This window comes from Vibrio sp. T9 (assembly GCF_003123985.1).
Classification (GTDB): Bacteria; Pseudomonadota; Gammaproteobacteria; order Enterobacterales; family Vibrionaceae; genus Vibrio; species Vibrio diabolicus.
In genome coordinates this window covers 55,969-69,076 of sequence record NZ_NIGY01000009.1, presented here as the reverse complement: position 1 = coordinate 69,076, position 13,108 = coordinate 55,969, and the positions used below count along the sequence as shown (strand labels likewise).

Genomic DNA, 13,108 nt, shown 5'->3' with positions numbered 1-13,108 from the left:
TCTAGGTCGCCTTAGAGAATGCTTTTCGGTGCGTATGAATTGACATCAGAATACCAAAGCCAGCCATCAAGGTTACCATTGATGTGCCGCCATAACTAATGAGTGGCAACGGTACACCTACTACAGGTAGGATGCCACTTACCATGCCAATATTTACAAAAATATACACGAAGAAGCTGAGTACAATACTGCCTGCCATCATTCGTCCAAATGCGGTTTGCGCTTGGCTGGCGAGGTATAAACCTCGTCCAATAATAAATAGATAGATGGCTAAAAGGCAAAGGAAGCCAATCATACCCCATTCTTCAGCAATTACTGCAAAGATAAAGTCAGTGTGTCGTTCAGGAAGAAATTCCAGTTGTGACTGAGTACCTTGCAACCAGCCTTTACCGGAAATACCACCGGAGCCAATCGCAATTTTACTCTGAATAATGTGGTAGCCCGCACCAAGCGGATCTGACTCTGGATTAAACAGAGTACGAACTCGTACTTTTTGATACTCACGCATCAAGAAAAACCACAAAATCGGAATGAAACCACCCAGTGCAATTGCAGCACCAGCGATGATTTTCCAACTAATGCCCGCGAGGAAGATAACAAAAATACCGGAAGCGGCGATTAGGATAGAGGTCCCTAAGTCAGGCTGCTTTGCAATGAGGATGGTTGGCAAGCAGACCATAATCAGTGCAACGATGAGTGTTTTTAGTGTTGGCGGAAGGGGCTGTCGACCAACATAGCGTGCCACCATTAATGGCACCGCGAGCTTCAATAACTCGGAAGGTTGAAAGCGCACAAAACCGAGGTTAAGCCAACGCTGTGCGCCTTTCGAGGCTTCACCGAAAAACAGCACGCCAAAGAGCAGTATGACGCCGCCGACGAACATCAAAGGTGCCAAGCTCTCGTAGGTTCGTGGAGAAAGCTGCGCAAGAACGATCATCACAACGAGTGAAAGCACCATCCGCATAGCTTGGCGATCCATCATCAGTAAACTTTGGCCACTAGCGCTGTACATGATCACGAGGCCAAACCCCATCAGGGCCAATATGCCAAGTAGGAGTGGTAAGTCGATATGGAAGCGTTCAAACAGGGCGCGATTTTTACCTGTAGAGGGATCCATCTTCATTACTGTTTTACCTCTTTCTTCGCATTGTTTTCAGGCTCAATTTCTTCTGGGCCAAGAACGACTCGGTCAAAAATTTTCCTTACTACTGGGGCACCGTTGCTAGAACCACCGCCGGCGTTTTCTAGTACTACAGTGACGACCACTTTAGGATCATCAAATGGTGCGAAGCCAGTAAATAACGCATGGTCACGTAAGTGCTCGGCGATCTCATCTGCGTTGTACTCTTCGTTTTCACCCAGACCGAAGACTTGCGCAGTACCTGATTTACCCGCTGTTTGATAACTCATTTTGTAGAATGATCGGCGAGCTGTTCCGCGCGTGCCATGGTTTACACGACGCATGCCTTCTTTCGCCATATCCCAGTACTTTTTCGGTACGTTCTTGATTGGCGGGTAAGTCACGTATTCTGTTGTTTGTTGTTCTTCGAAGTCGTTGCCGTTCTCTATCGTCGCTTTTAGTAAGTGAGGTGCAATCACTTCTCCCTCATTTACTAATACGGAGGTCGCTTTGGCGATTTGCATTGGTGTTGCTGTCCAATAACCTTGGCCGATACCCACAGGGATCGTATCGCCTTTGTACCACGGGGTTTTATGGCGAGACATTTTCCAGTCACGAGTCGGCATATTCGCCTTACTTTCTTCGTAGATATCGATGCCAGTGTAATCACCAAAACCGAACATCATCATCCAATTCGAGATACGGTCAATACCCATGTCATAAGCGATTTGATAGTAGAAGGTATCAACAGACTCTTCGATCGACTTAATGATATCGACGCGTCCGTGTCCCCAACGCAGCCAGTCACGGAATGGGCGAGTGTTGGAGTTTGGTATGCGCCAATAACCTGGATCATTTCGCGTAGTGTTCGGTGTGACGACACCTTCTTGTAGCGCGGCTACCGCCATAAATGGTTTGATGGTAGACGCGGGTGGATAAATGCCAAGTGTGGTTCGGTTGACCAAGGGACGGTTTTTATCGTTCAAAAGGGCGCGATAGTCTTTACCTGAGATTCCGTGCACGAACGAGTTAGGGTCGTAGCTAGGGCTTGAAACCATAGCCAGTACGCCGTTGTCTCTAGGATCGATCACTACAGCACTGCCTCGGCGGCCATCCAACAATTGGTGTACGTACAGCTGCAAGTTGATATCAAGGTTTAAAACGATGTCTTTTCCGGGTACAGGTGGAACGTACTTTAACGTACGAATTACTCGGCCGCGGCTGTTTACCTCGACTTCTTGATATCCGGCCGTACCGTGTAAGAGGTCTTCGTAGTATTTTTCGATACCCAGCTTACCAATGTCGCGAGTGGCTTGATAGTTTGCGTCTTTTTCTTCTCGGATCAGGCGCTGCATGTCGCGATCATTGATTCGAGAAACGTAACCAATCACGTGGGTTAAGACTTCGCTGAAAGGGTAATAGCGCTTTAAGGTCGCACTTATTTCTACACCAGGAAAGCGGTACTGATTGACGGAGAATACCGCTACTTGTTTTTCGTTCAGTTGGGTAAGCAGTGGGACCGACTTAAATCGACGAGTCCGTTTACGCTCTTGGTGGAAACGTTCAATCTGATCTGGGGTAATTTCCAGAATGGTTTGTAGTTCTTGGATGGTTGCATCAATGTCTTTAATTTTTTCTGGAGTCAGTTCTAAGTTAAAGACGGGACGGTTCTCTGCCAGTAAAACACCATTTCGATCATAAATCAGACCTCGGTTAGGCGCGATAGGAACCACTTTGATACGGTTATCGTTCGAGCGGGTTTGATAATCTTGAAACTGGTTCACCTGAATGTTGTACATGTTGGCGACCAGAGCTCCCATCAAGAGAACAATACCGATAAAAGCGACAATAGCGCGGCTGGCAAACAGACGCGCTTCGGCTTGATAATCTCGGATTTGACTGCGGCGCTTACGAATCATTAACGCTTGGCTCTAAAGTTAAACAACGATTATTCGCGGTGGTAAGGATGGTTCGCGGTGATGCTCCACGCTCGGTACAAGCTTTCTGCCATTACGATACGCACTAAAGGGTGGGGTAGCGTTAAGGCAGACAATGACCAGCTTTGGTCTGCTGCAGCTTTGCATGCAGGAGCGAGTCCTTCAGGACCGCCGATTAAGATTGATACATCACGGCCATCTAATTTCCAAGCTTCTAACTGCTCAGCGAGTTGAGGAGTGTCCCATTTTTTACCTGGGATATCTAACGTGACGATACGGTTGCCTTTTGGTACCGCAGCGAGCATCGCTTCCCCTTCTTTTTGCAGGATACGAGCGATATCGGCATTTTTTCCACGTTTGCCAGCAGAGATTTCAATCAACTCCAATGGCATATCATGTGGGAAACGGCGACGATATTCTTGAAAGCCTTCCTCAACCCATTTTGGCATTTTTGTGCCAACAGCAATTAGTTGAATTTTCAAAAGGTTAACCCCAGAGTTTTTCTAGCTGGTAGAGTTCGCGGTGCTCTTCTTGCATCACGTGAAGCATGGCGTCGCCCATATCTAGGACTACCCATTCACCTTCGTTTTCACCTTCCATTCCTAGTGGCTCGAGACCGGCTTTTTTCACTTCTGTTGCAACGTGGTCAGCGATGGATGAAACGTGGCGTTTGGATGTGCCAGTACAGATGATCATGTAATCTGTAACGCTTGATTTATCTTCCACATTTAGGACGATAATGTCTTCCGCTTTCATGTCGTCGGCTTTGTCAGCTAAAAAGTCTTTCAGTTCTTCGCGAAGCACTCGGTTTTCCTCGGTTTGTCTCTTATCTCTACAGTGTTTTACATTCTTGCTTGCAAAACAGGTCGCGCACTATATCACGCTTTGATTTTTAAATTGCCAGCTTAATATCAGGAGAGCAGGTTTCTAAGCTCAACTGATGAATAGTTGGCCATACAGACTCGTCATATTGAGTTTTGGCTTTTATCTCTGCTTGAGCCAACAAGGAGAGCAATGCACAAATACGACTCGCCGATAAGCGGGTCAGTGCTGCGTTATAGAGTGGACGCTTGTTTTGCCAAACTCGATATTTCTCAAATACCTGGTTCATTCCCATTTGAGTTAAGTCTTGATGCATATTTAAAAGTTGGCTCAACTCTTTTTGTACACTTCGAATCAAGATCACGGTCTCGACCCCTTCCGCCTCAAGTTGGCGAAGAATACGTTGTGCACGGTTTGCTTTACCTGCCAGTAAGGCGTCGATCCAGTTAAACGTAGTGAAGTGATTATGGCGACTTAGGGCTTCCTCTAAACGTATGATAGTCAGCTCACCATCCGGGTAGAGTAGGGCCAATTTCTCTAAGCTTTGTGACAATGCAAATAGGTTACCTTCATGCCATTGAGCCAACATTTGCAGTGATTGTTGATCGGGTTTTAGGCCCAACGTGCAGCAACGTGCCTGAATGAACATAGGTAAGCGTTGTAGATCTGGCGACAAACAGCTTACCCAGTCGCCTTTTGAGCTTAATGCTTTGAACCATTTCGCATTTTCTTGGGCTTTGGTCAGTTTGCTACCAACAATGACGAGCATGATGTCATCATGCAGCATATCACACAGTGTTTGCAGCTCTTTGCTGACGGCGGTTGTCACGCCACTCTCTGGAATTTCAAGCTCGATCAATTGACGGTTTGAGAACAGGCTCATCGCTTGGAAGCAATCGTAAACTTGATTCCAGTCGATGCTTGCGTCTACCGCAAAACGGTGTTTTTCCTCAAAACCTTGTTGAAACGCTGCCTTTTGGATTGCTTGGCGGCTCTCTTGAATCAGTAACGGCTCATTACCAAAGATTAGGTAAACTTGTTTAACGTGTTTAGTTAAATGATCCGTTAATTTATCGGCATAAATTCGCATAGTGATTAAGAGTTTGTGTTCGCTGGCTCAGAGATTTGTCCTGCTTCATATTCGGCACGAATACGGCCCAACTGGCGCATCATCTGTTTTGCAGCTTGCAAGCGCATCTCGTCTTCAATTACGTCACGTTCAACAGATTTTGCAAGTGCCGTCAACGGGTTGTCTAGGTAGTTGCGGTTTACTGTTGTCGTAAAGTTTTTAGAGCCATAGCCAGGAATCGTCACACGGTATTTTACTACGTATGTCAGCTCTTTTTCTGCTGCACGGCTATTTTGATACAGAGACAGTGTACGCTCATCGATAGTCGCTTCCGTCAAATGAAGGTTGGGTACAGTCGATGATGGTTGAACAAGTTCAACTTTGTTCAGTTCGAGTTGAGAGCGAACATAGCGAGTTAATTCACTGTATTCATCGTAGCTGGAGAAAGACATAGTGTGCAGCTCTTCCGGTACGGAATACTCGCCGCGAAGGTGAAAACCACAGGCAGAAAGAAGCCCCGCTAATACCAATACCACTGGTAGTTTAATCAAAGAGAAAAAGCGCATTGATTGTATTCATCCTAAATTGAAGGGGTTATTTACCTTAAACCACTCATGTGAATGGTTTGAGGTAAATAAACAGGGTAGCGAACTACCCTGTTTAATGACTCTTGGTTAACAAATAAGTTCGCTAAACAGAGACAAATTGCAAGCTGTGATTAGTTTGCAACGATGTTCAGCAGTTTACCTGGAACGTAAATGACTTTACGAATAGTCAGGCCATCAGTGAACTTAACCACGTTTTCGTCGTTTAGACCAAGCTGTTCGATATCGTCTTTAGAGATATCCGCTGGGACTGTTAGCTTCGCACGTAGCTTACCGTTAACTTGAACAACGATAGTTTTTTCGTCTTCAACTAGCGCTTTTTCGTCAAACGTCGGCCATGCCGCGTTATCAATGTCTGTTTCACCTAGTGCTGCCCATAGCTCGTATGAGATATGCGGAGTGATAGGGTAAAGCATGACAACAATAGCTTTCAGTGCTTCGTCAAGGATTGCACGATCTTGCGCAGATTCTTGAGGCGCTTTCGCTAGTTTGTTCATCAGCTCCATGATCGCTGCGATCGCGGTGTTGAATGTTTGACGACGAGCGATATCGTCCGTCACTTTCGCGATAGTTTTGTGAACGTCACGGCGAAGTGCTTTTTGATCACCAGAAAGCGCTGCGGTATCTACTGCTTCTGCTGCGCCTTTCGCTGTGTGCTCTTTCACTAGTTTCCAAACACGTTTCAGGAAGCGATTCGCACCTTCTACGCCAGACTCTTGCCATTCAAGCGTCATGTCCGCTGGAGACGCGAACATCATGAATAGACGTACTGTGTCAGCGCCGTACTTGTCTACCATTTCTTGAGGGTCGATACCGTTGTTCTTAGACTTAGACATCTTGATCATGCCTGAGTGCGTTACATCGCGACCTTCAGTGTCTTTAGCAGAAGTAATGCGGCCTTTACCATCACGTTCAACGGCTACGTCTGTTGGAGCTACCCACTCTTTACCGCCTTTCTCGTTCTCGAAGTAGAACGCGTCTGCCAGTACCATGCCTTGACACAGTAGCTGCTTGAACGGTTCGTCAGACGTTACGTAGCCCGCGTCACGTAGCAACTTGTGGAAGAAGCGAGAGTACAGTAGGTGCATACAAGCGTGCTCGATACCGCCGATGTACTGGTCTACTGGTAGCCAGTAGTTTGCTTTTTCTGGATCTAGGATGTCGTCTGCTTGCGGTGAACAGTAACGCGCGTAGTACCAAGAAGATTCCATGAACGTATCGAACGTATCTGTCTCACGTAGAGCAGGTTCGCCGTTGAATGTGGTCTTCGCCCATTCTTTATCTGCTTTGATTGGGCTGGTTACGCCGTCCATTACCACGTCTTCTGGAAGAATCACTGGTAGTTGGTCAGCAGGTACTGGGTGAACTTCACCGTCTTCAGTCGTTACCATTGGGATTGGTGCGCCCCAGTAACGTTGACGAGATACACCCCAGTCGCGTAGACGGAAGTTTACAGTCTTAGTGCCTTTGCCTTCTGCTTCTAGCTTCGCTGCAATTGCATCGAACGCCGCTTGGAATTCTAGGCCGTCGAATTCACCTGAATCGAACAGTATGCCTTTCTCAGTGTATGCTGCTTCAGAGATGTCTAGCTCGCTGCCATCAGCAGGCTTGATAACTGGCACGATGTCTAGACCGTACTTCGTTGCGAACTCGTAGTCACGTTGGTCGTGTGCAGGTACTGCCATTACCGCGCCTGTACCGTAGTCCATCAGTACGAAGTTTGCTACGTAAACAGGAACTTCACGGCCGTTCAATGGATGAATAGCAGTAAGGCCAGTAGCCATACCTTTCTTCTCCATTGTCGCTAGCTCAGCTTCTGCAACCTTGTTGTTCTTACATTCGTCGATAAACGCTGCAAGCTCTGGATTGTTCTCTGCAGCAAGAGCTGCAAGAGGGTGGCCGGCTGCGATGCCCACGTAAGTCACACCCATTAGCGTATCTGGACGTGTTGTGTAAACTTCTAGGTCTTGTTGACCCTTAACTTCAAACTTCAGCTCAACGCCTTCAGAGCGGCCAATCCAGTTGCGCTGCATGGTTTTCACCATTTCAGGCCAACCTTCAAGCTTGTCTAGGTCGTCTAGTAGCTCTTGAGCATATTCAGTGATTTTGATGAACCATTGAGGGATTTCTTTTTGCTCTACAGGCGTATCACAACGCCAGCAACAACCGTCTTCAACCTGCTCGTTTGCAAGAACAGTTTGGTCGTTAGGACACCAGTTAACAGAAGACGTCTTTTTGTAAACTAAACCTTTCTCGTAAAGTTTAGTGAAGAACTCTTGTTCCCAGCGGTAGTACTCCGGTGTACATGTTGCGAATTCACGGTTCCAATCGTAACCAAAGCCTAGAAGCTTAAGTTGGTTCTTCATGTATTCGATGTTTTCGTAAGTCCAAGGTGCTGGCGCAGTTTTGTTTTTTACTGCTGCGTTTTCTGCAGGTAGACCGAATGCGTCCCAACCGATTGGTTGCATCACGTTTTTGCCTTGTAGGCGTTGGAAACGAGATACTACATCACCGATAGTGTAGTTGCGCACGTGACCCATGTGCAGTCGACCACTTGGGTATGGGAACATGGATAGACAGTAGAATTTTTCTTTATTTGGGTCTTCACTTACAACAAAGGTTTTGTTGTCATCCCAGTGCTTTTGAACTTTTTGTTCAATATCTTGTGGGTTGTATTGTTCTTGCATCGATGGTATCCGTTATCTTGGAATTTGTGAGTTCGGTTAGAACAGACTTAAATAGATCGTCATAGAATACCTAAAGCTAGGGATCACAACAATAGCCAATCTGTACCCATGCGCCCTTAAGTGACGCAGGTAGGAGAAAGATGGAGGTCAGTTATGCCTAAACGTAAAACAGGTTATGAGGAAATGCTCGAGGATGTGATTGAAACCTTGAAGCACAGTCCGGAAGAAGTTAACAAAGCGATTGAGACGTCGGGCAAAGTGGTGGATGCTGCTAATGACTTGACCAAAGATGAATTGGCTTTAATCAAAGCGTACCTTAAAGCAGACTTAAAAGAGTTTTCAGAGAGTTACGAGGACAGTAAAAGCGGCCCGTTTTACTTAACGATTGCGGATTCGATATGGCAAGGGCTGTTAGAGATTACAGACCGAACTAAAGTTGAGTGGGTTGAGTTGTTCGATGACTTAGAGCATCAAGGGCTATATGAAGCAGGAGAGGTGATAGGCTTAGGTACTTTGGTCTGTGATGAGTGTGGTCACAAGACAACGTATAACCACCCAACTGTAATCATTCCGTGTATTAAATGTGGTCACAAAGGCTTTACTCGCCAGTCATTAAAGCCATAAATGGCGCGTAACGACTGTATAATGTAATGAATAAAAAAGAGGCTTGGTCGCCTCTTTTTTGTCTTTTCTACTTTCAAGCTGTTATCAGCTCTGTTTTCTTCTTAAACCGAAAGCCAGCGCTAAACTTAACCCTACCCAAATATACAATGGCCAAGTACCAACGATTCGATATGGCGTTTTCCCATCGGTTGGGGTGAGCTCTGCGCGCAGTACTGCAGTTTCAAACTGCGGTACTTGCTCAACGATTTTACCCTTGTGATCGGTTACCGCTGTTAATCCGTTGTTAGTCGAGCGGATGAGCGGTTTACCTAATTCTAAGGCACGCATACGGGCGATCTCCATATGCTGAAGAGGGCCGATAGAGTGACCAAACCATGCGTCGTTCGATAGCGTTAGAATGAAGTCTGTTTCGTCAGTCACATTTTGACGCACTTGCTCATTAAAGATGATCTCATAGCAAAGCGCTGGTGCCATGTGCATGCCATTCGCAACGATGTTGGGCTGCACAAAAGCCCCACGGCTAAACGACGACATCGGTAAGTTAAAGAATGGCGCTAATGGGCGCAAAATATCTTCAAATGGTACAAACTCACCAAACGGTAATAGGTGATGCTTATGGTAGCGTTCGCTCAAGTCGAAACTGTAGTCACCGTATGGTGTGATGCCAAGGGACAGGATACTGTTGTAGAACTGTCGATCTTCAGCTTGGTTGACGACACCAGTGATGATTGCGCTGTTATTCATTTTTGCTGCACTGTCGATATTGCTCAAAAATGAAGGCACTTCAATTTCAAAAGCAGGAATTGCAGCTTCTGGCCAGACGATAATATCAGCGTCCCAGTTTTCACGAGTGAGATCGGCGTATTTCATGATGGTTGGCCAACGTTGGCTTGGCAGCCACTTAAGGTTTTGGTCAACGTTACCTTGAATCAGCGCGAGCTTAGTCGTGTCTTCTGGCCGAGGTGTTACCCAATCGTAGTTACGAATCCCAAAGCCTGTGCTGAGTAGTACCGCAGGAATAATCACCATCAGCCACTGTTTATGAACCCAAGCATAGGCTAATGCCCCCGCACTAATAAGGATAAACAGAGTGAGCAGTTCCACGCCACCGATAGGCGCAAAGCTTGCTAGTGGAGCATCAATCTGGCTGTAGCCTAGCCATAGCCACGGGAAGCCGGTCATCACCCAACCACGCAACCAATCACTGATTAGCCATAAAGCGGGCGCAGCGAGAAGTGCTTTTGTGAGCGTAAATTGAGGAAAGAGTTTGTTGTTGAGCCAAGCAAATAAGCCGGAATAAACAGCCAAGTAGGCGACAAGCAAGCCCATTAAAAATAAATTAGCAATCAGTGGCATGCCACCAAAGCCGGAGATACTGACGTACACCCAGCTGACGCCAGTTGCAAATTGACCCAACCCCCAAGCATAGCCAATCCACAGTGCGCGTTTCGGAGTTTGGTTAGCAAGAAGAATCAGTAGAATAGCTGGGCTAAGAATGGCAACAGGCCACAACTGGTAAGGTGCAAAAGCGAGCGTAGTAGAGGCGCCAACAAAAGCGGCCACTAAGGGCCGCTTGAGGCGATGAAAGAGTTCATTCATCATTATAATTTTCTGAGATTCCCAATGGGTATCGCGTTACTCTTGAGTGGCTTCAACCAGTGTTTCTTCGTCTGGGATCGTCACTTGGAGTTGAATGACACGACGGTTATCGGCAGCGGTGACTTTGAAGTTGTAACCTTCAATTTCAACCAGTTCACCACGAGAAGGTAAGTGACCAAAGGCAGTCATGACCATGCCACCAACGGTATCTACTTCCTCATCGCTGAAGTTAGTTCCAAATGTCTCATTAAACTCTTCGATGGTTGTCAGCGCTCTGACAGCAAACGTATGCTTGCTAAGCTTACGAATGTCTGTCTCTTCGCTTTCATCGAATTCATCTTCGATATCCCCGACGATTTCTTCAAGGATATCTTCAATGGTCACAAGACCAGAAACACCACCGAATTCATCGACAACAATGGCCATATGATAACGTTCTTCACGGAACTCTTTCAGCAGTCGATCAACGCGTTTACTTTCCGGTACCACAACGGCTGGTCGAATAACTTCTTCGATATCAAATGGATTACTGCCTGAGCCTAAGTATTTAAGTAAGTCCTTCGCAAGAAGAATGCCTTCCACATGGTCTTTATCTTCGCTGATCACAGGGTAGCGAGAGTGTTGAGCATCGGTAATCAAGGCAACCAAGGTATCAAGGTCGTGAGTACGCTCAACCGTAACCATTTGCGAACGCGGGATCATAATGTCACGCACGCGCATTTCGGAGATTTCCATAACACCTTCAAGCATATCGCGGGTGTCATGGTCAATCAGGTCATTGACTTCAGAGTCACGGATAACATCCACAAGCTCTTGGCGATCTTTTGGCTCGCCCTGAAATAATTGACCTAGACGTTCAAAGAAGGACTTTCTACTCGGACCTTCTGCCTTTTCTTTCTTATCTTCGTTAGAAGAGGGAGAATTATCTTCGTTCATTGTTTCTCAATTAAGTAACGCTATCAGAAGTGTGATAGCACACATAGAGAGGCGAACACGAGAATCATTTAGGTGGTTCGCCTTTCCCTGCTGAATAGCCAATGGCTATTCTTTTTCAGCAATGTAAGGGTCTTCATAGCCCATACCTTGCATGATTTCGGTTTCGAGGGACTCCATCTCTTCGGCTTCGTCATCCTCAATATGATCATAACCTAGCAGATGCAAGCTGCCATGTACAACCATATGCGCCCAATGTGCTAACAGAGGCTTGTTCTGTTCAATTGCCTCTTTTTCAACGACTTGGCGGCAAATAATTAAGTCGCCAAGTAAATCTATTTCCATACCCGGAGGGGCTTCAAATGGAAAAGACAACACATTGGTCGGTTTATCTTTACCACGATACTCATGGTTAAGCGTGTGACTTTCTTGTTCATCCACAATGCGAATGGTGACTTCGGCTTGTGGCTGGAATAGAGGAATCGTCTTATCTAGCCACAATTGGAAATCTTGCTGCGAAGGCAGCCCTTCTTCATTTTCGACTGCCAGTTGCAGATCAAGTTCAATCGCCATGATTATTCCTTAGTGGAAGCAACTTGTGCATTCAGTTCGGCTTTTGCTGCTTCTAGTAACTTCGCATCGCGTTCTTCACGACGACGCTTCTCGAACTCTTTACGCTCTTTCTGGTCTTGTGCTTCCCACTTCTCATACGCGTTAACGATACGAGCAACCACTGGGTGACGTACAACGTCGTCTGCTAAAAAGAAGTTAAAGCTGATGTCGTCGACTTCGCTTAATACTTCAATAGCATGACGAAGACCTGATTTTGCACCACGAGGTAAGTCGATTTGCGTGACGTCACCAGTGATAACTGCGCGAGAGTTAAAACCAATACGCGTTAGGAACATCTTCATCTGCTCAACCGTGGTGTTCTGACTCTCATCAAGAATGATGAAAGCGTCGTTTAGAGTACGACCACGCATGTAAGCAAGAGGGGCTACCTCAATCACGTTACGTTCAATCAGCTTCTCTACGCGCTCAAAGCCCAACATTTCAAATAGGGCATCGTATAGCGGACGTAGGTATGGGTCGACTTTCTGGCTTAAGTCACCAGGTAGGAAGCCCAGTTTCTCACCGGCTTCAACCGCAGGGCGCGTCAATAGAATACGACGGATCTCTTGGCGCTCTAGTGCGTCAACTGCTGCTGCAACAGCAAGATAAGTTTTACCTGTACCAGCTGGGCCAATACCAAAAGAAATATCATGCGTGACCATATTAACCAAGTACTGAGCTTGGTTTGGCGTACGTGGTTTGATCACGCCTTTCTTGGTTTTGACGAAGACTTCTTTACCATGCTCGATATTAGACTCAGTATTCTGCTCAAGAACACCAGACTCTTTAATCGCTAAATGGATCTGTTCAGGCTCAATGTCTGGGATCTCACCTCGTACAGGTGCGGTATCAACATACAGAGTTTTCAGGATATCCAGCGCAGCTGATGCGGTATGAGGTTTACCGACAATTGTAAAATGGTCACTACGGTGGTTAATTTCAACGCCTAGACGACGTTCTAAATGCTTGATGTTGTCATCGAATGGACCGCACAGGCTAGCAAGTCGGCGGTTGTCGGAAGGTTCTAGGTTAATTTCTAGAGTTACTATTTTATTACTCAATGTTGCCTCTCATTTTTTGCCACTTAATGAGAGCCTGAT

The 13,108-nt window shown here is 46.3% G+C and carries 12 protein-coding genes; 1 reads left to right on the top strand and 11 read right to left on the bottom strand.

Annotated features, from left to right (window positions below):
* Window position 1: 1 nt before the first annotated feature.
* The 7 genes from rodA to leuS form a co-directional block, all read right to left on the bottom strand.
* The gene (gene rodA, locus CBX98_RS18895; RefSeq protein WP_005391317.1) at window positions 2–1,123 is read right to left on the bottom strand and encodes a rod shape-determining protein RodA; all 1,122 of its coding nucleotides are present in this window, start codon (window positions 1,121–1,123) and stop codon (window positions 2–4) included.
* Window positions 1,123–3,039: a penicillin-binding protein 2 gene (mrdA, locus tag CBX98_RS18890; RefSeq protein ID WP_005391316.1), complete on the bottom strand. Its 1,917-nt coding sequence runs from the start codon at window positions 3,037–3,039 to the stop codon at window positions 1,123–1,125. Before mrdA ends, rodA begins: the two co-directional genes overlap by 1 nt.
* Before the next feature lie 29 nt (window positions 3,040–3,068).
* The gene (rlmH, locus tag CBX98_RS18885) at window positions 3,069–3,539 is read right to left on the bottom strand and encodes a 23S rRNA (pseudouridine(1915)-N(3))-methyltransferase RlmH (RefSeq protein WP_017821762.1); all 471 of its coding nucleotides are present in this window, start codon (window positions 3,537–3,539) and stop codon (window positions 3,069–3,071) included.
* A 4-nt stretch (window positions 3,540–3,543) separates the two neighbouring features.
* Window positions 3,544–3,861 (bottom strand): ribosome silencing factor, encoded by a 318-nt coding sequence (gene rsfS, locus CBX98_RS18880; protein ID WP_005373015.1) that lies wholly within the window; start codon window positions 3,859–3,861, stop codon window positions 3,544–3,546.
* An 88-nt stretch (window positions 3,862–3,949) separates the two neighbouring features.
* Window positions 3,950–4,969: a DNA polymerase III subunit delta gene (gene holA, locus CBX98_RS18875; protein ID WP_109169987.1), complete on the bottom strand. Its 1,020-nt coding sequence runs from the start codon at window positions 4,967–4,969 to the stop codon at window positions 3,950–3,952.
* A gap of 5 nt (window positions 4,970–4,974) precedes the next feature.
* A complete protein-coding gene (gene lptE / locus CBX98_RS18870; protein WP_005373019.1) occupies window positions 4,975–5,514 on the bottom strand; it encodes an LPS assembly lipoprotein LptE in 540 nt (179 codons plus the stop codon).
* A gap of 152 nt (window positions 5,515–5,666) precedes the next feature.
* The gene (leuS, locus tag CBX98_RS18865) at window positions 5,667–8,240 is read right to left on the bottom strand and encodes a leucine--tRNA ligase (RefSeq protein ID WP_109169986.1); all 2,574 of its coding nucleotides are present in this window, start codon (window positions 8,238–8,240) and stop codon (window positions 5,667–5,669) included.
* A gap of 153 nt (window positions 8,241–8,393) precedes the next feature.
* On the opposite strand from leuS, the gene CBX98_RS18860 reads away from it, so the two are divergent.
* Window positions 8,394–8,864, top strand: coding sequence for a zinc ribbon-containing protein (locus CBX98_RS18860; protein ID WP_005373024.1), 471 nt, complete (start codon window positions 8,394–8,396; stop codon window positions 8,862–8,864).
* A gap of 84 nt (window positions 8,865–8,948) precedes the next feature.
* Here the strand turns inward: CBX98_RS18860 and lnt are convergent, their stop codons facing one another.
* The 4 genes from lnt to CBX98_RS18840 all read right to left on the bottom strand — a co-directional run bounded on the left by lnt (window position 8,949) and on the right by CBX98_RS18840 (window position 13,069).
* Window positions 8,949–10,466, bottom strand: a complete 1,518-nt coding sequence (gene lnt, locus CBX98_RS18855) for an apolipoprotein N-acyltransferase (protein ID WP_109169985.1) — start codon at window positions 10,464–10,466, stop codon at window positions 8,949–8,951.
* Window positions 10,467–10,499: 33 nt separating this feature from the next.
* A complete protein-coding gene (corC, locus tag CBX98_RS18850) occupies window positions 10,500–11,399 on the bottom strand; it encodes a CNNM family magnesium/cobalt transport protein CorC (protein WP_005384118.1) in 900 nt (299 codons plus the stop codon).
* Window positions 11,400–11,504: 105 nt separating this feature from the next.
* The gene (gene ybeY, locus CBX98_RS18845) at window positions 11,505–11,969 is read right to left on the bottom strand and encodes an rRNA maturation RNase YbeY (RefSeq protein ID WP_005391311.1); all 465 of its coding nucleotides are present in this window, start codon (window positions 11,967–11,969) and stop codon (window positions 11,505–11,507) included.
* Between the two features lie 2 nt (window positions 11,970–11,971).
* Window positions 11,972–13,069 (bottom strand): PhoH family protein, encoded by a 1,098-nt coding sequence (locus CBX98_RS18840; RefSeq protein ID WP_005373033.1) that lies wholly within the window; start codon window positions 13,067–13,069, stop codon window positions 11,972–11,974.
* Between the last annotated feature and the right edge of the window lie 39 nt (window positions 13,070–13,108).

Bases quoted from the DNA above. Each gene is read 5' to 3' on its own strand.
- corC (WP_005384118.1), bottom strand. From the start codon at position 11,399: ATGAACGAAGATAATTCTCCCTCTTCTAACGAAGATAAGAAAGAAAAG.
- mrdA (WP_005391316.1), bottom strand. From the start codon at position 3,039: ATGATTCGTAAGCGCCGCAGTCAAATCCGAGATTATCAAGCCGAAGCG.
- rodA (WP_005391317.1), bottom strand. From the start codon at position 1,123: ATGAAGATGGATCCCTCTACAGGTAAAAATCGCGCCCTGTTTGAACGC.
- leuS (WP_109169986.1), bottom strand. From the start codon at position 8,240: ATGCAAGAACAATACAACCCACAAGATATTGAACAAAAAGTTCAAAAG.
- lptE (WP_005373019.1), bottom strand. From the start codon at position 5,514: ATGCGCTTTTTCTCTTTGATTAAACTACCAGTGGTATTGGTATTAGCG.
- CBX98_RS18860 (WP_005373024.1), top strand. From the start codon at position 8,394: ATGCCTAAACGTAAAACAGGTTATGAGGAAATGCTCGAGGATGTGATT.
- lnt (WP_109169985.1), bottom strand. From the start codon at position 10,466: ATGATGAATGAACTCTTTCATCGCCTCAAGCGGCCCTTAGTGGCCGCT.
- ybeY (WP_005391311.1), bottom strand. From the start codon at position 11,969: ATGGCGATTGAACTTGATCTGCAACTGGCAGTCGAAAATGAAGAAGGG.
- holA (WP_109169987.1), bottom strand. From the start codon at position 4,969: ATGCGAATTTATGCCGATAAATTAACGGATCATTTAACTAAACACGTT.